This window comes from Sulfobacillus thermosulfidooxidans DSM 9293 (assembly GCF_900176145.1).
GTDB classification, from domain to species: domain Bacteria; phylum Bacillota; class Sulfobacillia; order Sulfobacillales; family Sulfobacillaceae; genus Sulfobacillus; species Sulfobacillus thermosulfidooxidans.
In genome coordinates this window covers 1160043-1183799 of the sequence record NZ_FWWY01000001.1, presented here as the reverse complement: position 1 = coordinate 1183799, position 23757 = coordinate 1160043, and the positions used below count along the sequence as shown (strand labels likewise).

The 23757-nt window shown below is 48.7% G+C and carries 17 protein-coding genes, 1 pseudogene and 1 riboswitch; of the genes and pseudogenes, 13 read left to right on the top strand and 5 right to left on the bottom strand.

Annotated elements, in window-relative coordinates:
• Positions 1 to 572: 572 nt before the first annotated feature.
• The 5 genes and pseudogenes from B8987_RS06175 (at position 573) to B8987_RS06155 (ending at position 6062) form a co-directional block, all read left to right on the top strand.
• Positions 573 to 1040 carry a hypothetical protein gene (locus tag B8987_RS06175; protein WP_020375243.1) on the top strand — a complete coding sequence of 156 codons (468 nt, stop codon included), beginning with the start codon at positions 573 to 575 and terminating at the stop codon, positions 1038 to 1040.
• Between the two features lie 250 nt (positions 1041 to 1290).
• Complete coding sequence (locus B8987_RS06170) at positions 1291 to 1659, top strand: ArsR/SmtB family transcription factor (protein ID WP_020375242.1); 369 nt, start codon at positions 1291 to 1293, stop codon at positions 1657 to 1659.
• A 235-nt stretch (positions 1660 to 1894) separates the two neighbouring features.
• Positions 1895 to 3125, top strand: a pseudogene (locus B8987_RS06165) (IS256 family transposase).
• Positions 3126 to 3323: 198 nt separating this feature from the next.
• Positions 3324 to 3953 carry a response regulator transcription factor gene (locus B8987_RS06160; RefSeq protein ID WP_242823995.1) on the top strand — a complete coding sequence of 210 codons (630 nt, stop codon included), beginning with the start codon at positions 3324 to 3326 and terminating at the stop codon, positions 3951 to 3953.
• A 552-nt stretch (positions 3954 to 4505) separates the two neighbouring features.
• Positions 4506 to 6062, top strand: a complete 1557-nt coding sequence (locus B8987_RS06155) for an AMP-binding protein (RefSeq protein WP_176213161.1) — start codon at positions 4506 to 4508, stop codon at positions 6060 to 6062.
• Between the two features lie 3 nt (positions 6063 to 6065).
• On the opposite strand, the gene arsC is transcribed toward B8987_RS06155, so the two are convergent.
• Together arsC and B8987_RS06145 are read right to left on the bottom strand one after the other, a co-directional pair.
• Positions 6066 to 6494, bottom strand: coding sequence for an arsenate reductase (thioredoxin) (gene arsC / locus B8987_RS06150; protein WP_028962131.1), 429 nt, complete (start codon positions 6492 to 6494; stop codon positions 6066 to 6068).
• Positions 6495 to 6532: 38 nt separating this feature from the next.
• Entirely contained in the window at positions 6533 to 7441 is a 909-nt protein-coding gene (locus B8987_RS06145) for a hypothetical protein (RefSeq protein WP_084660985.1), read from the bottom strand.
• A 472-nt stretch (positions 7442 to 7913) separates the two neighbouring features.
• Between B8987_RS06145 and B8987_RS06140 the strand changes: the two genes are divergently transcribed.
• Both B8987_RS06140 and B8987_RS06135 read left to right on the top strand, forming a co-directional pair.
• Complete coding sequence (locus tag B8987_RS06140) at positions 7914 to 9974, top strand: outer membrane protein assembly factor BamB family protein (RefSeq protein WP_084660984.1); 2061 nt, start codon at positions 7914 to 7916, stop codon at positions 9972 to 9974.
• Positions 9925 to 10920 carry an outer membrane protein assembly factor BamB family protein gene (locus tag B8987_RS06135; protein WP_176213160.1) on the top strand — a complete coding sequence of 332 codons (996 nt, stop codon included), beginning with the start codon at positions 9925 to 9927 and terminating at the stop codon, positions 10918 to 10920. Before B8987_RS06140 ends, B8987_RS06135 begins: the two co-directional genes overlap by 50 nt.
• Before the next feature lie 95 nt (positions 10921 to 11015).
• Here B8987_RS06135 and B8987_RS06130 read toward each other — a convergent pair whose 3' ends face one another.
• Entirely contained in the window at positions 11016 to 11360 is a 345-nt protein-coding gene (locus B8987_RS06130; RefSeq protein WP_084660982.1) for a hypothetical protein, read from the bottom strand.
• A gap of 106 nt (positions 11361 to 11466) precedes the next feature.
• Here B8987_RS06130 and B8987_RS06125 point away from each other — a divergent pair, with 106 nt between their 5' ends.
• Entirely contained in the window at positions 11467 to 12135 is a 669-nt protein-coding gene (locus tag B8987_RS06125; RefSeq protein WP_084660981.1) for a response regulator transcription factor, read from the top strand.
• Complete coding sequence (locus tag B8987_RS06120) at positions 12132 to 13430, top strand: sensor histidine kinase (RefSeq protein ID WP_084660980.1); 1299 nt, start codon at positions 12132 to 12134, stop codon at positions 13428 to 13430. Before B8987_RS06125 ends, B8987_RS06120 begins: the two co-directional genes overlap by 4 nt.
• Here B8987_RS06120 and B8987_RS06115 read toward each other — a convergent pair.
• Entirely contained in the window at positions 13422 to 13889 is a 468-nt protein-coding gene (locus B8987_RS06115; protein ID WP_139793476.1) for a GtrA family protein, read from the bottom strand. The genes B8987_RS06120 and B8987_RS06115 overlap by 9 nt on opposite strands.
• A gap of 324 nt (positions 13890 to 14213) precedes the next feature.
• Between B8987_RS06115 and B8987_RS06110 the strand changes: the two genes are divergently transcribed.
• The 4 genes from B8987_RS06110 (at position 14214) to B8987_RS06095 (ending at position 21965) form a co-directional block, all read left to right on the top strand.
• Positions 14214 to 15857, top strand: coding sequence for a glycosyltransferase family 39 protein (locus B8987_RS06110; RefSeq protein ID WP_084660978.1), 1644 nt, complete (start codon positions 14214 to 14216; stop codon positions 15855 to 15857).
• 50 nt (positions 15858 to 15907) lie between these two features.
• Positions 15908 to 16135 carry a hypothetical protein gene (locus B8987_RS06105; protein WP_084660977.1) on the top strand — a complete coding sequence of 76 codons (228 nt, stop codon included), beginning with the start codon at positions 15908 to 15910 and terminating at the stop codon, positions 16133 to 16135.
• A 380-nt stretch (positions 16136 to 16515) separates the two neighbouring features.
• A riboswitch (cyclic di-GMP riboswitch) is annotated at positions 16516 to 16600 on the top strand.
• 90 nt (positions 16601 to 16690) lie between these two features.
• A complete protein-coding gene (locus B8987_RS06100) occupies positions 16691 to 19357 on the top strand; it encodes an IPT/TIG domain-containing protein (protein ID WP_084660976.1) in 2667 nt (888 codons plus the stop codon).
• 400 nt (positions 19358 to 19757) lie between these two features.
• Positions 19758 to 21965 carry a glycosyltransferase gene (locus tag B8987_RS06095; protein WP_242940691.1) on the top strand — a complete coding sequence of 736 codons (2208 nt, stop codon included), beginning with the start codon at positions 19758 to 19760 and terminating at the stop codon, positions 21963 to 21965.
• Positions 21966 to 22018: 53 nt separating this feature from the next.
• Here B8987_RS06095 and B8987_RS06090 read toward each other — a convergent pair whose 3' ends face one another.
• Positions 22019 to 23719, bottom strand: coding sequence for a glycoside hydrolase family 13 protein (locus B8987_RS06090; RefSeq protein ID WP_176213159.1), 1701 nt, complete (start codon positions 23717 to 23719; stop codon positions 22019 to 22021).
• Positions 23720 to 23757 lie beyond the last annotated feature (38 nt).

Below are 23757 nucleotides of genomic sequence, written 5' to 3'. Positions count from 1 at the left end.
GATCCATCATACCAACTTCCGTTTGTATAAGGGAAAGTTACAAATCGTTGGTTTTTTTGCTAACCATGGTGTAATCGCCTGAAGCGCTCCCACCATCAATTCCCGCAATTGGACAATAGGGCACCCTTAATGCCATCCGCAATCTGTTTTCTTGTAAGGCACAATAAAGACAGTCCTCTTACCAGATGAGTTGTCAATAGAACGAAAACACTCCCGGAATCTGGCGCCCCGTTAATATAACCATCTTACACCAACGCTTTCCCCCTGACGTTAACGCCAATAAAAGGACCATATCTACCCGAATAAGAAGGGGTGTTGGAATAACGATACCTTCCTTTGATGGTCGTGGTTGAGTCCTCTATGTCCCCGTGTTCGGCCAAGACAAACGTAGGGAACGTTGATAGTCTACCGACAAGGAGTAGACCTATCCCTCACACCAGGACCAAAAGGCCTATATCCATTTTCGTCATTTGGGTCCCCAGTTATGGACCATATGCCCTCTGTTGTCCCGGCACCAAGATGATAGCATTATAAGTGAAATGATTCACAAATAAGAAAGGATGTGCTGCCTTATGAGTAGTCGATTGGAAACGGTTGCTGACGAACGTCTAAACATAGACTCGAAACATCTTCGGATAATCCATACACTGCGTTTGTCACTGGTGTTCTTTGCATTATTAGACGTAGCAGCCCACCTCTTTGCCAGCCCCGGATCGACACCGATTGTCTCGTACTGGATTGACATCGAAACCGCATCGTATGGACTGATTGCGGTCATTTATCTACTCGGACTGCGCTCATATTACGGACCTCCCATTATTTTCACCGCCTATAATATGACGATGTTCTTTATCTCCGGCATCACCGCTTTACCATTCGGCATTAATAAAGCTCCGTTGGTGGGGCACATTCAATTTCTCCAATATTCTTTCGGCCGTGGATTTTCTCTAGCAGCTTGGCTTTATCTTCTTATTGTCGGTATTATGATGCTTAAGCTTGACAAAGGAAGTCGGCTGAATGACTTGCTCAAAAACAGCTAGTCCCCTAAAGTATCAACACAACCACTCATTATTTCTATGCTGTTAACGGTATTTGGCGAGGCTATTCACCACCAAATACCGTCTTCATGCTTTCCATAGCACCTAATAGGTGAGTTTTTTGTGTGAATGCATAGGTGTAAGGCGTGGTAATCGCCATAAAATAGGTCTATTGATTAGTTGAGCGAAACGTTTGAACTCTGTACAATTTTAATAGAATGAATTTATTCGGTGACAAAAAGAGGAGAGCCGCATGTTTTTCACGACAAGTCAGACCCAACACGAAGATTTGTTGGCTTCATTTTGGCAAGCCCTGAGCCATCCCATTCGCCTCCGGATTTTAGAGAGTCTGCGCGAAGAGGGGTCGTTAAATGTCGGTGAGCTCGTCAAACGTCTGGATATCGGTCAGGGCCATTTATCAAACCACCTGGCCTGTCTAAAGAGTTGCGGCTTGGTTCAAGCCCAGTCACAAGGGCGATTCGTCTATTACCGAATTAGCGACGAACGGGTTATCACCTTATTAGATTTGGGCAGTGCCGTCTTGCAAGACCATATTGCCGGCGTTGCTTCTTGTAGTGTCGTTCGGCCCAAAAATAGGTCTGAACAAAACACTCCGTCATAAATCACCAACATAGCGCATAGCCCAGGAATAACTGGCCTAACCGATTATTGGGCCAGTTTATTTTTGTTGCCATGATCCGACAGCAAAAAAGTCTATAAATTTATTTATTCTCTGCCATCCTCCAGGAGTAGAGTCCGATATTGTGTGTAAAAGGGGCTTAAAAATTTCAAAGCCATTGCGTTTCCTTGGTAGATTTGAAAGCGACACAACTCACAAATCTTAGGAGGATCACGCAATGGCTCATTATCAGATTACACTGGATGATCAAACAATCCAAGTCCCTAGTCGGACAAAAGGATCAGGCCTTCGCGCTTTTGTTGCAACAGGTCTTAAATCAGGTGTTAGAAGCCGAAGTGACGGAACATCTTCAAGCCGACCGGTACGAGCGGACCGAAGACCGGCGCGGATATCGCAACGGCTCACGGAGCCGGCAACTCACGACGCGCGTCGGCACGTTGACGCTGGAGGTCCCGCGGACGCGGGACGGGGAGTTCAGTCCCACACTCTTTGAGCGGTACCAGCGGCATGAAAAAGCTCTCGTCCTCACTCTGATGGAAATGGTGGTGAATGGGGTGTCAACCCGCAAAATCCGGCGCGTGACCGAAGAGCTCTGTGGCACCGAATTTTCGAAGTCTACGGTGTCGGACCTGGCGAAAGGCTTAGAGGCGGCCGTCCAGCAATGGCGAACCCGATCCCTCGCGGAGACGCAGTACCCGTTCCTGATTGTGGATGCCTTGGTCTTGAAAATCCGTGAGAACGGGGCCGTGCGGCCCCGGAGCGGGTGTGTGGTGACCGGCATTAATGCGGCGGGGTACCGAGAAATTCTCGGGTTTTGGATCGGGGATAGCGAATCGAAGCAGACGTGGACGGCCGTGTTTACCGACCTCAAGGATCGGGGCTTAACGGGCGTCGACCTGGTGGTGTCGGATGACCACCGCGGGCTGCGGCAGGCTATCGAACAGCAATTCCAAGGGGCGAGTTGGCAGCGCTGCCAAACGCACCTCACGCGGAATATCCTCGATGCCGCGCCCAAAGCGGTGCAGGAGGAGCTGCACGGTCGTCTCCGCGCACTCTTCGAAGCCCCCGACCGGGCCACCGTCGACACCTTGTGGACCAAACTGCTCGAGGACTTTGCCGAGCGGGCTCCCCGCGCCGTGGCGATTCTGGAGAACGGGCTCGAGGACGCGCTGGCGGTGTTGCAACTCCCCGAGTCGCTGCGCCAGCGATTACGCACCACGAATGGCGTCGAGCGGCTCAATGCCGAGATCCGGCGCCGAGAACGGGTGATTCGGATTTTTCCGAACCGGGAGTCGGCGATCCGCCTGGTGGGCGCGCTGTTGCTCGAGCAGCATGAGGTGTGGACCACTGGTAAGCGGTATCTGAATCTCGAGCCTTACTGGCAAGCGAAACGATCTCAAGCGGCGGCGGATGGGCCGCCTCATGCGGGACCAGCGGTTGTCGCCTAACGACTCGCCAACCAAGGGAACGCTTTTACACACAAATTAGGACTTGACCTCCTCCAGGTTTTGGTATAAAATGGACCATTAATAACTGAGACAAAGCTGAGACGGATCACGAAGTTCGAGGTTGTATGCTAAAAAGGGAAAAATATCCACATAATTTTTCGAAATCTATGAAAAAAGGAGGCCTCGTCCGTGAATGTCATGACAATCGGAATTGTTAGCCATTCTCCTATTTTTGCAGCCGGCATTCGCGCGGTATTAGAAAGGGAAGCCGATACCGAGGTCGTTATGCTGGACGAAACGACGAATCACTCAACGGTTCACGCCGTGCTGATAGAGTCGGATAATCTTCTTCATATCCAACATACCCTGAACACATGGAAAAGTATCAATCCCGCAGTGAAATCGGCCGTGTTTTTGTCCCCCATGACGTTTCATTTAACGGGTCCGGTCATGAAATTAGGCATTGATATGCTACTCGATAAAACCCAATGCTGCGATCAGTTAGTGGACTTAATCCGTACGGTCGTATCGTCTCAATGCGTCTTGATTAGTCAATCATTTTGGCAGGGCATTATGAAAGGGAATCTGTCCCAAGCAGAAACAAATCCGCCCGGCTTAACACCGCGGGAACGCGAGGTGTTATGGCTGCTCGATCAAAATTATTCCAATGCTCAAATCGCGGACGCATTACAAATTTCTGTCCATACCGTCAAGCGACATGTGGAACATCTCTTACACAAATTAAATGCTTCGAACCGGCATGATTGCGCTCGTCTCGGTCACCAAATGGGTCTATTACGCATGCCGCGGACAAGTCGGCTCGCGTAAAATACGTCAAATAATATCCCGTAAGATATTAAGGTGCGGCCTAGAATGCCCATAGCTTTTTCCTATAACCAATCCATGAGACTATAGACGCCAGCAAACCGGAAGGTAAAGCTTCTCAAATGGAGACAGCCTTTCGCCGGATTCGCAATAGGGCGAGCCCGGCAAATCTCGCTTGCCACTGACATGGCTTATTGCGGCACTACGAATTATGGTCCTCATGCACTCTTCGTATGGTCATCTGATGATGAGTCATGACCTCCTTCTTCAAATTCATCAAAAACCTTATCGCGATGACATATTGGGCTACCGATCTTTTTCCGCGTATTGAATAGATCGATAGTTTCAGAATCACAGCTTATGATATCATGGATAATAATTCCTTTATCGTGGCAGTTCCGCATGACATGAATGGCTATCCCTGAGTGTATATCTGTCACTGTGCTTCACCGTAATAATGTAGCACCATTCACATTAAAAAATTCAAGAACCACAAGGCATCAAGCTCAACAGATGCATATCCCAGTGGCAGGGAGCGAAAGGGATGAGCCAACTATGGATCAATTAGTCATTTCTCAAGTCCTCTTAGAAGCCAGTCACAAATATCCTCAGCAAGGCATTTGGTATGAGAATCAATTCACGAGCTACGCCAATCTCTTAGAACGCGTATTAAAGCTAGCAAACAGTTTGCAGGAAATGGGTATCGACCAGGGAACAGTGGTGGGCATTTTAGATGCCAACTCGCAAAATTTTCTTGAACTTCATTATGCGCTCGCCTTTGTGGGCGCCATTATGCACCCCTTAAATTTCCGGTTATCCTTAAATGACCTCGAATACACCATCCGGCAAGCTCGGGATACCTGGCTCTTTGTCGGAGCTGAATTTTTATCATTAGCCGACACCTTAAAAAGCTTAATTCCCCAGCAAATTGCCATGCCTACCCAATATGATGGCTTAATACGGCACGGGAAGCCGCATTTTCCGCGTGTAACGATCCACGAGACCGATCCGTTTTCTATAGGATTTACGACGGGCACAACCGGAAGGCCCCATGGTGTCCTGTACCGTCACCGGGATCTCTTGTTAAGTTCATGGCAAATCGTTCACCATCTCGCGTTACAAGATACCCCCGCCCGGTTAGGACCCGATGAAACCTTATTACCCCTCATCCCTTTTTTTCACATTCACGGTTGGGGAATTCCCTTTATTGCACCGTATATTGGCGCATCGTTGGTGTTATCACCGAAACTGAGCCCAAGAGACCAAGTCGAGTTAATCGCTCAACACCATGTGACTTGGGCCAATATGGTTCCCACTCAGCTTTATAGACTCTTAGAGGTCTTATCCGGTCCCTTGGATGATCCCTTAAAAGTCTTGACCGGGGGCAGCGCATTAACCTATGGCTTAGCCAAAAAGGCATCCCATTTCCATGTGGAAATTTCCGTCATTTATGGTGGGACCGATCAACTAGCTTCGGCCATCTCATCCATTCCTCCCCACTCGGTACTATCCTCCCCCGAACGTGAAAAAATCCTAAGTGGCCGTGTCATGCCGCTGCCCATGGTCGAAATCTCCCTTCACGATGACCAAGGTCAAATCCTGGACGCCAATGGCCTCAACATTGGAGAAATTTGGATAAAAAGCCCATGGCTTCCCACAGAATATGTAGGCGATCCCCAAGCCTCAAAACAAGCCTTTCGGGACGGATATTTCGCCAGTGGCGATCTCGGGATTTTATACCCAGATGGTACGTTAGCCATTGTGGACCGCTTAAAAGACGCCATCAAAAGCGGAGGAGAATGGATCGCCGTCAATGTCCTTGAAACCATCCTCTCCGAAATTGACGGCATTGACCAGGTGGCCATCTTAACGGCACCCGATCCCAAGTGGGGAGAGCGGCCCGTGGCCGTTATTCAAACCCGCCAAGCCATTGATCCCGATATGATCCTCGATTACCTGGCCCATCAGGTCAATGCCGGACGAATCCCCAAGTTTTGGATTCCTGACCATATTTTTTACATTAAAGAAATGCCCTTAACGAGCGCTGGCAAAATTCATAAACAGAATCTCGCCGCCAAACTGGATATGCTTCCTCAAGATCCTCACAACTAGGTATCAAAGATCCTCACGCAACAGGTTTTGCTCCGCTAAAAACGCTTTGACCTGATCACGAATTCCATCCCGCACCCGGCGAAACACCGCCATAATTTCCTCTTCAGAGCCTTCAGCTCGGGCGGGATCCTCAAAACCCCAGTGAAGCCGTGTCACCTCTGGGGGAGTGATCGGACAACGATCCCTGGCATCCCCACATAAAGTAATCGCAAAATCCGCTTGGTGCAATAACTCGTTATCAATCAATTTGGAGTGGTGCGTCGAGATATCGATGCCGACTTCTTTCATCACCTGAACGGCACGAGGATTTAAACCATGGGCCTCGATCCCAGCGCTTTCAACCCGAACCCCGTCTTTGGCCATCAGCCGCGCAAATCCCTCCGCAATCTGGGAACGACAGGAATTGCCGGTACACAAAAAGTAGATGAACACGTTTGCTTCGCTCCTTCACTCTCGTCAAATATACTCCCTTAAGGTATCTGCCAAACCTCTCGATAAAACGGCTCAACCGGTCCTTCTATCACATAAGGGGCCAACGCCTTCGCCGCTTCCAAAAATCTCGGATCCGCATGAGAATTTTCGTGATCCCACTCAGAGTGCCACACTCCATGCATTAAGTAGGCTCTCACGCCATCTATGGGGGTTAGGGCGCGAAGAATCTCCGTAGAGAGGGCCTTGCGATAAAATGCGTTATCCGGTCCCCCAGGCAGCCCATCCTGAAAAGAGGACGAAGAGGGCTGAAAGGTTACTTGAGCCACCTTGAGTAATTGACCCACGAGTTGATCAAATACCGTGGTGTCTTTATCGGCCACCAACACGTGATTTAAAACCGTTACTCGTTCGTCCCCATCAATATCATGACCGTCGTCAACGCCTTCGGATATGATCCCGTCGCCCTGGCTCAGAGCATCAATCCCGGCGTGAATGGTCGTAAACAAACCCCGGTAAAAATCCTGGACATGGCACGTCTCTTTGACCAAGGTTTGTACCGACTGATCAATGGTGGATAAGACGCCTGGGTTTACCGGCGATATGAACCGGACCAGCACCAAAAAGAACGCGGGGGTATTGAGAAGGTTCGTCGAAGGAAAATTGTCATAGGCGTGAGCCAGCACCCCTTTATATGGGAGTGGCAAATTTTTGACCATCGTCGAAAGACCGATGAGTCGCTTGACACGGATTTCGCGAATAAAAGATTGCTCTACCCATGGATGTGCCAGAGCATACAGTTTCGCCGTAAACTTTTTTGCGCATAACGCATTTACCTGTAATTCATATACCCGTGTCAAGTTCGAAGCATCGGGAAAGTGGGTTTGCGTTATCCCATCCATTTTCTCGTTCGGAATCTCATCATGCACTAAAGAGCTGAGAAACCCCATATCGCCTAGTCCTAGTCGTATCGGTAACCCTCCTCAGGTAACATCTTCTCTTTCCATTATCATATCACTATATAGTTATGTTATTAAGATGCTGTGGAAATTTACCACGAACATGAGGCCTCTTGCTTCTGTCATTTCCTCAAATCCCTGGTCGTTATGGGGAGATGTCTTATTAGGCACTTTCTCTCATCAAAAACTACCCGCTTGATTGATGGTATGCCACGATTCTTCCGTCTATTGTAGATATTCATGGTGTAGATATTCATGGACCGTCCCATACTTCGATAGGAACGGCTCTATTTTGACATGATCTGTCTTATTTTCTGCCGTGTGAGCAAAAGAGGTCGAACGATTTTTCTATGAAAACTCCAAATATACTAAATAACCAGAAGGATTATTCTTTTTTATTGTGGAATAAAGCGGGACCACACAACTTAGTGCTGGTAAATACATTTTGATTGGAGAAATCGGCATGTCAGTCAAAAAGTATATAGCCCTTGTGGCTATATCTAGTCTTCTGACCTTGGCCGTCCCGCCTTCGGTCCAGGCCCAGTCTTCCAATACCGCATCGTTGGGTCCCAGTATTTTTCAGACACCAACAGAACTGCAATTAGCACACAAACCCAAACATTTTGGCCGAGCGCCCCAGCATATGCAGACACTCTTTCCCACCTCATGGAACCAGCTGCAAGCCAATCAACAGCACGATCCCGTATTTCAAGGTCCAGCAGGATCTCATCTGCCGTCGATTTTAGCGCATGGAGGATTCTGGGTCGCACCACTCACGGGCGACGAGTTTTTGCGCCTTGGCCGTGCTTTTGACCGCTATCCTCAAGACGGGGGACAAGCCTGGGGTGCCGAAGCGGCTCAGTGGTTAGGCAATGTCACGGGAGTCAGTTTGGTGGACGGAATTGTTTATATCGAGGAAAGTAATAACCAAATATTTGCTGTGAACGCGTTAACTGGTGTGCCGATTTGGCGAACCCAGAGTGTCAATTCGGATATGGGGGATGCCATCGCTACCTCCATCAATGGCCGACCCATATTATTTGTCGGTGCGGGGGATGTGGGTTTTACCCTGCAACATGCCGTAGATTTTGCCAACAATGGCAATCCCCCTGGACCTACCGTACGGGGAGCTAACTTCTCGGCGGTCTATGCCATCGACGGTCTCACAGGAAAAGTCCTGTGGCGTTTTGATACGGCCGGTGAAGCCATGCCCACGCCCGTCTACCATAACGGTGTCGTCTTTTTCAATACGGGAGATGGCCATTTATATGCGGTGAATGCCCAAAATGGTCAATTATTATCGGCTTTTAGCAACCCGGGCTTTAGCAGCATGTCTTCTGGTAATTGGTATATTCCGACTCAAGGGCCTTATAAAGGCCAGTTCTTGATGATCTACGGAACCCAAGATCCGAATTATTTAATGGCCGTCGATGAAACAAATCCTCAAGATCCCCACTTGGCTTGGGAATATCAAGTCCCGAACTCGATTAATACCGGACTAGGAGATGTTCCTCCTGTTGTCGATCCCAAACGGGGCATCGTATTAACTGATGCCTTAGTCAATGATGTCGCCGCTGGTGGCACCACCAGCCATCCCATTTTAAACTTGGATATTTTTGCCTTGAACGCCAACACCGGGCAACTTCTGTGGAGCCACTTGGGCGGGAATGGACTCGTAGCAAAACCTGTCGCCTTTAAAGGGAGTGTGCCCATGGTGCATGGGGGAAACCTTTATGTCGGCGATTTGCTCAATGAAACCTACCAGTCTTACAACGAAAAAACAGGGCGCCTCCGCTGGGAGACGTCTATCGCCCAAAGTGGTGAAGTCAATGAACCGCGGGCGGGTGGCGTTTATTATAACCACCGCGTCCTATTTGCTGAAGGGCAGCATATTTACACGCTCAATCCGAAAACAGGGGCGATTGTTAACAAGTTCTCTAGCCATGGCTACTTCTTTGGCGTCTGGGGCATATCAAGCCCTGTCATCGTCGACAATGAATTGTATATTGGCTCCATTTCCGGATGGATTTTTGCCGCCCCCGCCCATTATATTATGACCCACCGAGGGGGCGTTCCCGCCATTCCGAATAATTTTCCGAGCAACCTCTCTGTCCCTGACAAAGCGGCACGTTATGACAACCCACTCGCTTTGCCCACGCCTAATCAGGCTGCCAATTTCCCCTCAGTCTGGGAATATTATGCGGGCGGAACGGATCATGAGGGATATTCATCCATAGGTCCAAGTGGCGTAAAATGGGCGACACCGCTCAATGACGCTTTACCCCTCAATAGTCCTCCCCGAGACACCGCTATTTTCGGACCACAAGTCGCATCAGAAATGACATCGCTCGCTTTTGGCGTCGGCAGTGGAGTTAGTCCCGCTCAGGGCATTGTATACGCAGGCAGTAGCCGCTATTCGGTCAATGCGCTCAATGCCACCACCGGTCAACTCATTTGGCGTTTTGACACGATTAATGCCAATCCCCAATGCCGTTATCGAAAGTTCTGGCGATCCCTGGTTTAATTTTGCTGCGGTCCAGGATTTTGCCAAAAATAGTCCGGCCGTGCATATTGGGGCAAGTTTTCAAAACATCCACGCCTTAAATCCCAAAACCGGCCGGGAAATGTGGACCTTCTATACGCGCGGCACCGATGCCATGACTCCGTTATATTATCAAGGAACTCTGTATTGGGTGGATGGATCGGGCAATGTGTGGGCCATTAACGCACAAAATGGCACGCCAGTGAAACCCTTTGTCGATAGTAGCGGAAATCCGGTGCTCCACTTAACTGGATTCAATACCCAAGATTCTGCAACCTTAGCATTGACACCACAAGGTCCTATCATGGTGGTCGGCACATCGACTCCTGATGTGTTGTACGGAATTAACCTCGACACCGCACAAATTCTCTGGAAACAGACGTTTTCCTCAACCCCCTTGCAGTATTCAGGTTTTGCTTTTGCGACTCCCGTCTATGACGCGGTGGATCACTTGGTGATCTCCGATGTTCTGGTGAATCCCCAAGGTAACCAGGCGACCCTAGAAGCATTTGCCGTGAATCCCTTAACGGGTCACGTGGTATGGAGCCAAACGCTTGGCACCGGCTCAGTACCCGATGGATTTGGGGGATCGACACCGGTTTTTGATCCCCAAACCGATTCGGTCTTTTTCGGCAATCCTCTCACTCACAGTGAAATCGCACTCAATGCCGTAAATGGCCATATTTTGTGGAATACACGCATTGGACAGGACATTTCAGCTCCTGGGGCTGTGGTATCTCGTCATTTAATTGTCGCAGGAGGCCCCGATATCTTTAGCCTTAATCCCCGCACCGGTCGTATTCAACACACGACCGTGATTGGCGGTGACTTCTTGAACAATAATCCGACCATTGAAGGCCAAACCGTGTACATTGGTAATGCCTGGGGTTGGGTGCTCGCTTTACCGCTTAACGAAATTACCGGATAAGCCTTCGTTCGTCTCGCCGTCGAGCTCGGCTCTTCATCTTATAATGAGGAGCCGAGACCACGGCTTCTAACCCAGGGCCATATTCGGGTTCCCATTCATTTATTCACCCGAACGACCCTAGTTTTTGTTCCTTGCTGGGTGGTGAAAATCCACTGCTGGGCATTTCCACTCACCTGAGTAATCATCCCGCCACCAGCCTTTGCCAGGGCCTGTTCCCGAGCAAAGAGAAGCTGCTCCGATAAAGACATTTGAGGCTTTGAGTTTGGAACCTCATGCTGTAGCGGTTCCACGCGTAAAGGTGTTGTCACCTGAACCGGTTTGGCCGGCATTTTCGTACCTGCCACCATGGGCTTGGATGTTGCCAATAAACTTAAAGCTGATACAATAACGACAGCTGATCCGAGTAATTTGAATTTTAATGGGTGATGGGTGATAAACATCCGGATTAACCTCCCTAGGTCAAGAGTAATTTATCGTCGGTAGGTTCAGATTACGTGGTGATTATGATCGCTTCGTGATCACCTCACACTCTAGGAGGTTAATTTCGTGAAAATTTTATTGGTGGAAGACGACAAAAAGCTGGGTAAGCTTTTGCGTCTTGCGTTAATGCGTCATACCCATATTGTCGAATGGAGCCAAAGTGGCCACGACAGTACCCAAAAAATTCACGACAATACCTATGACGCCGTAATTTTAGACGTCTCACTGCCCGATACCGATGGCTTTTCCCTGTGCCGTCTTTGGCGTCAAGAGGACATCAACACCCCGGTTTTATTTCTCACGGCCCGTAATACCGTCAATGATAAGGTTGAAGGCTTGTATAGTGGGGGAGACGATTACGTCACCAAGCCCTTTGCCCTAGAAGAAGTGTTGGCACGCCTTCATTCCCTAACCCGTCGTGGAGAGTTAGCCATTCGTCCTGACAGCTATCAGATCGGCAATTTACGGATTGACCTGACCACCAAATCCTTATTCTGTGGGACGCGTCCGATGTCTTTAGCGCCCAAAGAATGGGCGGTCCTTGAAATTCTTCTCCGCCACCACCGTCAAGTCGTCACCCGCGAGGACCTCTTGGACGGAGCCTGGCCTTCTGAAGTAGATTTTAAAGCGAATGTTGTGGATGCCGTGATCGCACGCCTTCGCAAGCAACTCCATAGCTGCCGAGGCGGGCCAAAACTCCAAACACTTAGGGGACAGGGGTTCATGCTGTCATGACGATCAAAAATCCCCATGTTCTTCCCGAACAGCCGCTGTTAGCCCGGTTACAACGCAATCTTATTGGAATTTTTCTCATCAGTTTTCTGTTGCTTGATGGGTTAACGTTTGCCGTCACCGAAACATTATTTCGCCATGATTTGCTGGTCCATGCCCAAAACAACATGAGCCAGATATGGCACAAACAACAAGATGACGAAACCCAGGAAATTCTCCACAACGATTTCTCATTTCGTCAGACCTCTGACAATTTCATCACAACCTGGGATATCGCTGCCTCCAAGCACATCGTCCAATCAGTCGCCTATGGTCCCGGCATTCCGTTTCCCCTCAAAAACATTTTGCCCTTTTATGCCCATTTAAAACCGACGCACCACGCATCCTTCGTGATTATTAAACGGGGTTCGCTGCAGATTTTAGTGGGTACGGATCCCTTATGGCATAATGGTCAGTTCGTCGGCTGGATCCAATCGGTGTATTCCCTGGGGGAAATGCAAATAGCGACACGGGTGCTGGCAAAAACGTCTCTCATTGTCGCTGGCTTTATGGGTGTTTTAGCCCTCGTCTTGGCTTATGGATTATCGAAAAGAAACATTGTGCCGATTAAACACGCGTTGCAACGCCAGCGTGATTTTGTGCACAATGCCTCCCATGAACTGCGAACCCCTTTGTCAATCATCCAAACCAGCCTGGAATTGGCCCAAGAAGATGCCCAAGGCGAATTAAAAGGCTTTATTGATAGCAGTCTCTCAGAAGTTCATTATCTGACCCGGTTGTTAACCCACCTACAGCGTCTAGCACAACAAGATTCGGGCATCCTGGCCCTTGATTACCAATGGTTTGATTGTGCCCCCATCATTGAAGATGTCATCGACGCCTTCCAGGAACCAGCCAAACAAGCTCAGATGGCAATCAAGTCACAACTCACGAATCCTTTGATGATATATGCCGACCCTACGTTGTTTAAAGAACTGTTGATTATTCTTATCGATAACGCTATCAAATATGGCCAGCATGGGGGTAACCAAATCACGGTGCAATCTCTGTTGTCCGGGCGTACTGTCAGCATCCGCATTACGGATAATGGAAAAGGCATTCCTCCTGCAGTTCAAACCCGGATTTTTGAACGATTCTTCCGGGCTTCCCCGCAAAACGGTCACGGGTTTGGCTTAGGATTAGCGATGGCCGCCTGGATTGTGCACATGCATCAAGCCCATATTCATGTCCAAAGCGAGCCCTATTATCACACCACGTTTACGGTAGACTTCCCGCTTCCTCGCCGGGGATCACCGTAATCCCAATCTGCCCGTTTCGTTTTTCACTTCCTCGCAATGAGAAATCTCGTGTCTTGCAGGTGCCACAGCCCTCATCGCCAACACATGATACCCACTATAGGTCATGACGGCAGAAAAAGTTATGCCAAGAAGCTTTCCCCATAACGCGCCGAAATGGCCCATATTTGCGGTTCCCACGGCCACGCACATCATCTGGGTGACAATGCCCATTATGGTGATGGCATAAAATTCCACCCAAGGTAGTTTTTGACGGTAGGTGATGTGGGAGTGAAGGACGTAACCTATAAGACTAGCCACTCCCCAAGCGAATAAGGATTCTAAGGCAGCCAGTATGCCGTTATGTCCCGGAGTCCAAAAATGAATGAGCACGCCGAATACGCTCACATCCACCAGAGTATTCATAGCGCCCACGACAAAAAATCGCAGCAATTGCGGATAACGGCCTAATAACTGTGTCACAATTCCATATCCCTTCACAAATCAAGACATGACATTCTGGGTCAATGGCAATCACCAGGGTAATTACAGGTTTAAGGGGACCATATCATCCAATGTTCCTTCCTGACAGTTTCATCGCCGGTCGCACATAAGGTCTCACCATTCCATCAGGTTGGCTGCAAAATGGACACGTTCGAGGCCATTGTCTTAGATGTCACAAGAATCTGAGACGCGATTTAAGACGCAATCAGAAACTGTCGATGGCGATGAATCCCGGTACAGTAAACTCAAGCATTCAGCACAGATCCAGCAAACCAGGACAAAGAGGAGAATACCGTGAGTAGTATGACCCGCCTAGCACCAACACCAAAACCTGTCCATCCCATGGTTCCTGATATTGAGCCTAAGACGCGTAGTTGGACCCCCATGCATCTTCTCGCAATAGCGCTATGGCTGATCTACGTGTCTTTAGGGTTTTATCTGACCCTCCATCTCCATTATTATGCGGGAGACGCCGTATCTCGCGTGGCCAATGCCTATTACGTGTTATATGGCCGTAATCCCCATTTAGGAGCCATCGGCTTTATTTGGAATCCCTTACCGAGTTTGTTGGAACTACCTATTGTCAGTCTCTATCCCCTTGTTCCGGCCGTGGTCACTAAAGGTCTTGCCGGTATTTTTGTCAGTGCGCTCTTTGGTGCCTGGGGGGCCGTCCATCTGCACCGCATTCTCACCAATTTTTCCGTGCCCAAGCCGTGGAGTTATATCATTACCCTGATTTTTGCGCTAAATCCTCTCATCGCTCTCTATGGAGCGAATGGCATGTCCGATATCATGCTATTAAGTTGTCTATTAGGCACTTACAGTGGGGTGTTGGATTACCTGACCACTCATGCGCTGCGCCGCCTTGTCAGTGCAGGAATTTGGATGGCATTAGGCCTCGGCATGCGCTATGAGGCGGTGCCTTTTGGTGCCCTGGTGATCATTGGCCTGATGGTCGCGCAGTGGAAAACAACCAAACCCGAAATATGGGCCGGTTCGGCGATGATACTCGGGGCTCCCATTGTCTTTGCGGGAGGGTTATGGATTTACTTTAACTGGGCCATTATGAAAAATCCGGTGTACTTTTTAAATTCGAACTACGGTAATTTAGCGCAAACGCGAACCGGTGCCTATCTCACACCCGCCTTGGATCATGCCTATCACAGTCTTCCGGGCACAATCGAATATGTCGCCCATTTTCTCTTATTAAGTTGGCCGTTAGCTCTCGCCTTAGGAATCATGTTCTTTTTCTTGTGGGGGAGACACTTGGATAATCGGGCTGTGATTTTACTCAGTGGGGCCTTAGGCGCTATCCTTCTCGAGATAGGTTTTGCTTACGTCGGACATTTAGGATCATGGGACCGGTATTTTATCAGTTTCATTGCCGATGGCGTGCTGATGGTCTCCTTTATTGCCTCAAAAATCGGAAAGCGGTTTGCGCACCGTAAACTGCCGGCAATCCTTTGGTGGACGACGATGAGTGTTTTACTCCTTTCAGCAGATGTGGGCACATTCATTGCTGCACAAAATCCCACGATAGGTCATCCCGATGGCATCGTTATGGATTATGCATGGCAAAATCGTTCTATGCAGTATCTCAGCGACACATTTACCCGGGCCGCCCCGGTGATTCAATATCTCGATCACCATCCCCACTTAACGGTTTTGGCGGATGCCTTTAATGCGTGGCCCATCATTATTCGATCGAAAAACTTTAACCGTTTCATTATCACCTCCGATTATGATTTTGCTTCGATTTTGCATAACCCTAAAGGCCGAGTGGCGGCCATTTTAGTTCCAGAACCAACAGGTGTCGCTTCCTTAGATGCCGTCAACCGGGTCTGGCCTCAAATGTGGGCAGGACACGTGCCCTGGGCCACCTTACTCAAATCATTTCCGGGAGGAGCAAACTGGCGACTGTATGAAGTCACCCCGCAAGCTCCGTAGAATCAGAACGGGTATCGTAAGCCGCATGCCAGAAGCCAGGAGGAACGACCATGAGAGGATGGACAAAGCTCATCAAGGGACTCGGTATCACAGCGCTCGCACTGCTTGTGATGTTGGGGCAGTTTTGGATCTTATACCTGGCCCCTTTGTTAATCTTCGTGGGAATGGGAATTACGTATGGATTTTTGTCGTCCAAACAATCCACAAGTCGTCCTTCCATCACACCCGATTCTCACTCCCTGGACCAAACTCCTCATCAGGTTCCCTTTCCTGATTAGAAAAAGAGAGAAGGACACAATCTGACGAGAGATAAACCTCGCCGATGACCACCCTATTCCACCTCTAACGAAAGGCGTATGCGTATTTACCGCAACCCGTCCGCATTGACATGAGAATCAGGTGTGCACCTTTTGTTACTTTTCTAAGAAACCATCAGATCTACCGCGCGTAGTTGTCCCCATTTCTTAAATTCTTTTCATTGGCATGCTTCCCCAATATAACGGGGTTCTGGCTTTTTTCTTTATCCTCTGTCTATTATTCCAAAATTCTTCAAATAAATAGATTTCGCCGGATCGCCAGCATATACTGGAAGTAAAGGTTTAGGCTTGTAAAGGACTTTTGTCCTTCAATCAACCGGAGCTTGGTTGAATAGAGGGCACATCGATAAAGGCAAAACTACCTAAAGGTAGTGACGCAAAACTATAGGGGCTTCCCGTTTAAACGGTTGCCAGCCAGTTGCCGAAGTGGGACTGTCTTGTTGTAAAAGGAGCAGTTTCCCGATTCGGGAATTACTGCTCTTTTTCAACGTCTCCGACAGTCAAAGGATGAGATCAATGACAATAAGACGAACCCTCTCGTCATGGGCCATGACTCTCGGAATCATCATAATGATCTCCGTATGGATGGCCCCATTTCTTATCGCGGCCAATAAGCCGCAGATGACCTTATCCCGGTTTACTTCCGCGCCAATCGTCACACCCGTTAGCCGTACTGATTACGGAATCAATGTCTTTTCCTATGACAATCAATTAAATGCCCCTTCCACAATCCCTACACTGAACACTTTAGATATGGGCATGCAACAATTTCCTAATGCGAATGAATGGAGTTGGACAACGAATACGTTCCGTAATGGCGGAACCGCTCCGGTTTCCCTGGCGGATTGGGGACAAATTCTTACCCAAACCCATAATCAAGGCTTATTCATCTTTAATTATGATGAAAACCCGACATTTACCGGGGGTGGAACGCCGCATGATGCGACAGTCCTTACCCAATATATTGTCCAGCATCATTTGCCCATTTCCGCTATCGTCATCGGTAGCGAAGAATATGGGAGCTGGGACCACTACGCGAATCTCAATCCCTCATTTTCCGCACAATATTACGCTAAACAAGCTCAATTAATTGCCCTCGCCATTCATCAAGTCGATCCCACCATGAAAGTGGGCGTTTCATTTGCCTTGGGTGATGGTCCTCATAGCACCCTGTGGGACCAAACCGTGTTACGAGAAGATGCCCCATATATTAACTTTTTAAGTGTGCATGATTATCCCAATCAGAAACTCTTGTCCAATGCCCAATTACTAGCTGCGCTTCCTCAAGAAATCACATCGGCGATGCAACTCATTCACAATGAAATCACGGCCAATGTTCCTCCAGAAGTCGCACACCACCTTCAGATCTGGGTCACAGAATACAACCCCTATGGGGAACCGGGTCCCCAGTCGCTCCATGCCATCTATGGTGCCGCTATGGTGGAAAGCGCCATCTTATGGCGGGCCGAGGGCGCCAACCGGTTATTTGTCTGGAGTTTTGACGGGCAAGCTCACATAGCGAATGCCACTGCCAGTTCTCAATGGCCCTTAGCCACAAATAGTTCACAGCCTTATGGACTGTTTGCCCTGGCGGGAGACGGGATCGCGCCCGAATTGCCGATGAATCAACTATATCCCTCTGGCATCCTCCTCTCTCATTTTATGCAAGCCATTGGCCAAGGAGCATCGTTGAGCACCTGGGTGAGCCCTTCTGTCATCATTGGCGAAGTCTCTCACCATGCCTTCAGTGACTGGTTTCTCATCAATGACACATCGAACGTCCAAACCATTTCAATTAATACGCAATCGATTGTTCTTCCGCCAGCCAGTTTGACCGAAATGTCCCATCAAAATCCCATTACTCAAACCACGGTGAAATCCATGGTAACCACTCCCTCAACCCTTACGCATTATCAAACCGGAGTGCCCCTGTTTACTGTGCCCAATCAGGCTGTCTATGCGGGAGAAACCGTGACCTTGACGGGAGAACACTTTGCTGCGGCAGGTCCTGGCTCGCGAGTTATTCTTTTCCAAAATGGCACGAGTTACGGAGCCCCGGGCAATGCCTACCAGGTTCAAATTCTTCACTGGACCCCAACCACGATTCAGTTCCTGATGCCTAGTGGCTCAAGCGGACCTCCGCTTTCCCCAGGCTCTGCTCAAATCCAAGTGGAAACAACCAACCAGGTGATTTCTCTCCCAGAGACGTTATCGGTTGGCCCCATTCCCACTTTGCCTATCTTAAACATTAGCCCAGGCCAGGCAGCGCCCGGATCATCCATTACCGTTTCGGGAAATTCCTTTGGCCATGTTCAAGGTACGGGTTATGTCATGGTTAGCCAAAATGGCGTAAATTACGGCGGACCAGGCGATGCTTATCACGTGAACATTACCCACTGGTCCAACCAGCAGATCATATTCACCGTGCCGAATGGATCCTCTGGCCCGGCTTTAGCGCCTGGACCCGCCACCGTAAAGATTGTAAACGCGCAGGGGCTGTCCTCACCCCTTTTGTCGCTAACCATTTCTCCGGCCTCTGAGCCTTCTTTATCTGCCTCTTTTACGCTGGCGCCACTTACACCTTATCCAGGCCAAGAGGTAACGATCACGGGGAACAACTTTGGAAACAGCCAAGGTGCTGGCTACGTCATGATTTCGCAAAACGGTATTAACTATGGTGGCCCAGGCGATGCATATCACGTGGCGATTTCCACGTGGTCGAATCAAAAAATTGTTATCACGTTGCCCAACGGTTCATCCGGTCCCTCTCTCACTCCGGGATCGGCCCAACTTGTTGTCGTCAATAATCAGGGGATGAATCTTGGTACGTTGAATCTACAAGTACAAAAAGCCCCTGAAATACCCGCAACGCTCTTAAACACACCACCCTTTGTCCCTGGCCAGTGGGTCACTGTGAGCGGCCAAGATTTTGGATCCACGCAGGGTCAGGGATATGTTTTCATCACGCAAGATGGGGTTAATTATGGTGCTCCCACTGACTCATATCCGGTTGCCGTAAAACAATGGAGTAATACCCGCATTACATTTCTTGTCCCCACGAGCGCCTATTTGGTCGATGGGCACTATGAACGGTCGTTAAGTCTAGGGCAGGTGGCCACACTCACCATAGTCACGGCATCTGGACTGAAATCCCGCCCCCTTACCGTCACCGTAGGGTCCTAAAATCATCACGCATTGGATGATAAGCCTAAACCATCATCCCTCTTCCACTCCGCAGGTTGCCCTGCGGAGTCGTTGTATTACTGGTTTGGGTATTGCTGGTTTTTCTTGATATCTCACTAGCTTGAGATGCCAAGATCGCGAGATGGCATGACTAAATTCACAACCTCCATAAAAATCTTTATCGGGTGATGCGTAGCGGGTTTAAAGAGACTCTCTTTGAGACAGCTTGAGGGACTGACACCTCAAGGCAAAATCCCTACCATGGAGACCATGAAGAGCTTCTCGCACAAATGGTTTTTCAGAGAACAGAGCTGGCTGGCACGTGTGTGATTTACATGCCCATCAAGAACCGTCATTCATAACATGAGTTGTCCAATAAGGAGTCCGGCAAGTGAGCATAATGGATTTTACGCAATTACACGATCTTGATGACATCAATCTTCTTGATCACTGGGAGAAAGAGAATCCCCTGGCTGATTTCGTCGATCCCGCCGCCGCTTACCTGATCGATCCTCCCATCGCCCGTAAGGCGGGAATTCTTCCATTTGCCTGGAATCAAGGGACCTTGTGTGTTGCGATTTCCAGGCCGTTAAATACCGCGCAAAACTCCCTTTTCGAAAAGCTATTAGAAAATATTGGTCCGGTACGTTTTTACCGCACTCATCCCTTAGATATCGTGCTGGCTCAAGAATATGTCTATCGGCATCCCCACGGGGACAAAAAATTTGGGGAAATTGCTCTTGAACAGCATCGTCTGACGCCAGAGCACCTGAATCACGCATTAATCGTGCAAAATCAATCTGGAGCGAAATTGGGGCAAATCTGCGTTGCTGCCAATCTGCTTACCACCTGGGATGTCTGTGAGATTCTTCATTATCAAACCGGAATAGCTACCATCTCGTTACTGAACACAAGCAAAATGCCACGTGATCCCCAGTTAAAAGGCATTTGGGATCTGATGGATGAAAAAAGCTGGCGACAATATGAGATGGTGCCCATCCGCGTAAGCAATGAGGAACTCGTCGTGGCCGTAACCAATCCCTTTGATGGCCGAGGACGAGCTCATTTAAGTCAGTTGGCCAACAAACGGATAAAGACGCTACTGACAGGACAGCGGGATATTGAATATGCGTTGTCCATTCAGTACCGGGATGATAACTTGGCCCTCAGCAAATCTTATTTGGTTGAACAAGATCCCGATAACTCCGCCATTAAGACGGTGACTAAGCCGCAAATGGGCTGGTTTATTGGGATGGCCGTGGTCATCACCGGTTTTTTAATCTGGCACCTTACCTTGACTTTAACCATCATCAGCAGCCTTTTTATTGTGCTGTATGCGTTTTTAGTGGGATACCGCATATGGATTATCCTTCAAGGCACACGCGATGATAACGAAATGCACATAACAAGCGAGGACATCGCCCAGCTTGACGACAAAACGTTACCTCCCTATACCATATTAATTCCGGCACGGGATGAGGCCCAGGTACTTCCTACATTAATGCAAGCGTTAGACCGCCTCGATTATCCCAAAGACCGCTTGGATGTCAAATTATTACTGGAGGAAGATGATACCGCCACCATCGAAGCGGCTCGTCAAGCCCATTTGCCTCACTTTGTCGAGATCGTCATCGTCCCCGTCAGCGACCCACGCACGAAACCCAAAGCCTGTAATTTTGGGTTACAAAAGGCCCGGGGAGAATTCATTACCATTTTTGATGCCGAGGATGTTCCTGAACCCCAACAACTCAAAAAGGCGTTGCTGGCGTTTCAACGCGCTCCTCAAAACTTAGCCTGCGTGCAGGCAAAGCTCTCCTATTTTAATGCTGAGCAAAACATTTTAACTCGCTGGTTTACGGCAGAATATGGATCATGGTTTGATCTGTTTCTACCAGCCCTGTACCGGAACAATTTGCCCATTCCTCTTGGAGGAACCTCCAATCATTTTCGCACGGCTCTCTTACGCCAAATAGGGGCATGGGATCCTTTTAACGTCACAGAAGATGCGGATTTAGGAATCCGCTTACATAAAGCCGGATACCGCACGGCCGTCATGGATTCCATCACCTATGAAGAGGCGAATTCCGAATTTGTCAATTGGATTCGACAACGTTCCCGGTGGATTAAAGGATATTTACAAACTTGGCTCGTCCATATGCGCCACCCTCGTAAACTGCGCCAAAAACTAGGATGGCGGGGATTTATCGGGTTTCAAATGTCCATTTTAGGAACGCCATTGATGTTCATCTTAAATCCTTTTTATTGGTTTATCACCTCGCTGTGGTTTATGACCCACTGGCAACTTATCCCGCAACTCTTTCCGCCAGGAATTTACTATTTAGGCATGTTGAACTTGTTAGTCGGCAATTTTGTCTTTACCTATCTAAATGCGGTCGGTGCTGCTAAACGGGGCAATTGGCATCTCATCCCTTATACCTTATTTGCCCCCGTTTATTGGGGCATGATGTCCTTGGCTTCATGGAAAGCCTTCATCCAACTGATCACGCGACCCTCACACTGGGAAAAAACCATGCATGGCTTAGTCGATTGGCATAAGGTGGTACCTGAAGATGTGCCTTCACCCGTTGTTGCTATCAACAGCAAATAGACCGGAAACGGCTTATCCCCACCGCCTTGGGAAAACGATCTGGCTAAAAGCGATTAGGGAAGAATCCAGATTTCTCCATGCCATGGCGCTAAATACGGGCGCGCCTGATCCATGGTCGAGAACAAGGTCTGCCGGTTTGATGGCAACCCCCATGCTTTTTGACCGAAATTGATTGTAATACGGACTGTTTGAGATCCGGTCGTTCGTTCATATTCTAAAATATCATGGGCTGTCCATTCATGGTGAATATGCAAATCTCCTGCGCTTAATGCTCTATATTGCTGCCGTAACAAAATTAAACGCTTAACAAATTCAAAGAGATCCGGGTTTGGAGCATCCCATGTCATCCCTCCCCGACACAAGGGATCGCCCTCGCCTGTCATCCCCCATTCATCACCATAATAGATCATGGGAATTCCTCTCCACGTCATTTGAATCAGAAAGAGCAGCTTGAGACGCGAAAGATCTTCTTTTAACAGGGTTAAAATTCTCGGAGTATCGTGCGTCCCCAAAAGATTCCACGACGCGCGTGTGGCGTTGTCTGGATACTTCCACTGCCACCGATCTAGATGTTGGGCCAATTCTGAAACCGACCGCCTTTGTTCGACAAAATAGTCCAATAATGTATGCCGCCACGGATAGTTCATGGTGCCATCGAACTGATCCCCACTTAACCACGGCGTCGCATCATGCCAAACCTCCCCAATGATTAAAGCTCCCGGTTTGAGTGATTTCATTTCTTGCCGAAACCGCCGCCAAAAATCATGATCGACTTCATTGGCGACATCGAGGCGCCATCCATCAATATCGGCATGCTCTATCCAATACCGTCCCACGTTTAACAAATACCTTTGTACTTCAGGGTGTGACACATTGAGTTTCGGCATCGTGGCAATGTGGGTCCCAAAGGTCTCATAATTTGGCGGATCCTCCTGAACCGGGGATCCCTCAACAAAATACCAATCCCAAAAGGGGGAACGGGAAGCGTTCCGGACAATATCTTGAAACGCAAAAAATTCTCGGCTCGTATGGTTGAATACGGCATCTAGAATCAGTTTCATATCATGCTGATGAAGTTTGTGGACGAGTGACTGTAAGTCCGCCATCGTGCCTAATAAAGGATCAATCCGAAAATAATCCACAATATCATAGCGGTGGTTACTCGGTGATAAGAAAATCGGTGTAAGATAAACGACATTGACGCCCAAATCAGCCAAATAGTCTACTTTCTCTTCAATTCCCTTCAATGTTCCCCCAAAGAAACTGGTCGGTGTGGGCTCTGAAGACCAAGAACTCAATGTCACATGACGAGGTCTTCTCGCCCCACGATGACGGAAAAAACGGTCGGGAAAAATCTGATAGCACACCGCCTGGTTGATCCAAGAGAGATCCGATGACCATTCACCTGGCTGAATATAAGCATATTGAAAGGGCTCATCATGATCCACATCCTGACCAAGACCATCAGCGCCAAACGTCCAGGATTGTAACTCCTTGGTTATGATCTCAAAGAGGTATTGAAAACGTCCTGTATGAAGAGGAAGGGTTGCCTGAAAAATATCCTCGCTGGCATTTTGACCAACTTTCGCCAAAGCCGCACGGTAAATTCGCTTGTCGTAACGATCCCCATAGTAAACGCGTACCGCTTTGGCAGCATTTTTCCCAATATAAAGGGTTACCCGGAGTGTGTGTGCATTAAGAGGATACGCCTCAGGTATCCACGGATCATGCCTTGCCCATAATGGATTATTCACGATCATCATCCTTTTTTAACCAAAATAACAGACAATGG

Bases quoted from the DNA above. Each gene is read 5' to 3' on its own strand.
- B8987_RS06175 (WP_020375243.1), top strand. From the start codon at position 573: ATGAGTAGTCGATTGGAAACGGTTGCTGACGAACGTCTAAACATAGAC.
- B8987_RS06170 (WP_020375242.1), top strand. From the start codon at position 1,291: ATGTTTTTCACGACAAGTCAGACCCAACACGAAGATTTGTTGGCTTCA.
- B8987_RS06160 (WP_242823995.1), top strand. From the start codon at position 3,324: ATGACAATCGGAATTGTTAGCCATTCTCCTATTTTTGCAGCCGGCATT.
- B8987_RS06155 (WP_176213161.1), top strand. From the start codon at position 4,506: ATGGATCAATTAGTCATTTCTCAAGTCCTCTTAGAAGCCAGTCACAAA.
- B8987_RS06145 (WP_084660985.1), bottom strand. From the start codon at position 7,441: ATGGGGTTTCTCAGCTCTTTAGTGCATGATGAGATTCCGAACGAGAAA.
- B8987_RS06140 (WP_084660984.1), top strand. From the start codon at position 7,914: ATGTCAGTCAAAAAGTATATAGCCCTTGTGGCTATATCTAGTCTTCTG.
- B8987_RS06135 (WP_176213160.1), top strand. From the start codon at position 9,925: ATGCCAATCCCCAATGCCGTTATCGAAAGTTCTGGCGATCCCTGGTTT.
- B8987_RS06130 (WP_084660982.1), bottom strand. From the start codon at position 11,360: ATGTTTATCACCCATCACCCATTAAAATTCAAATTACTCGGATCAGCT.
- B8987_RS06120 (WP_084660980.1), top strand. From the start codon at position 12,132: ATGACGATCAAAAATCCCCATGTTCTTCCCGAACAGCCGCTGTTAGCC.
- B8987_RS06110 (WP_084660978.1), top strand. From the start codon at position 14,214: ATGACCCGCCTAGCACCAACACCAAAACCTGTCCATCCCATGGTTCCT.
- B8987_RS06105 (WP_084660977.1), top strand. From the start codon at position 15,908: ATGAGAGGATGGACAAAGCTCATCAAGGGACTCGGTATCACAGCGCTC.
- B8987_RS06100 (WP_084660976.1), top strand. From the start codon at position 16,691: ATGACAATAAGACGAACCCTCTCGTCATGGGCCATGACTCTCGGAATC.
- B8987_RS06095 (WP_242940691.1), top strand. From the start codon at position 19,758: ATGGATTTTACGCAATTACACGATCTTGATGACATCAATCTTCTTGAT.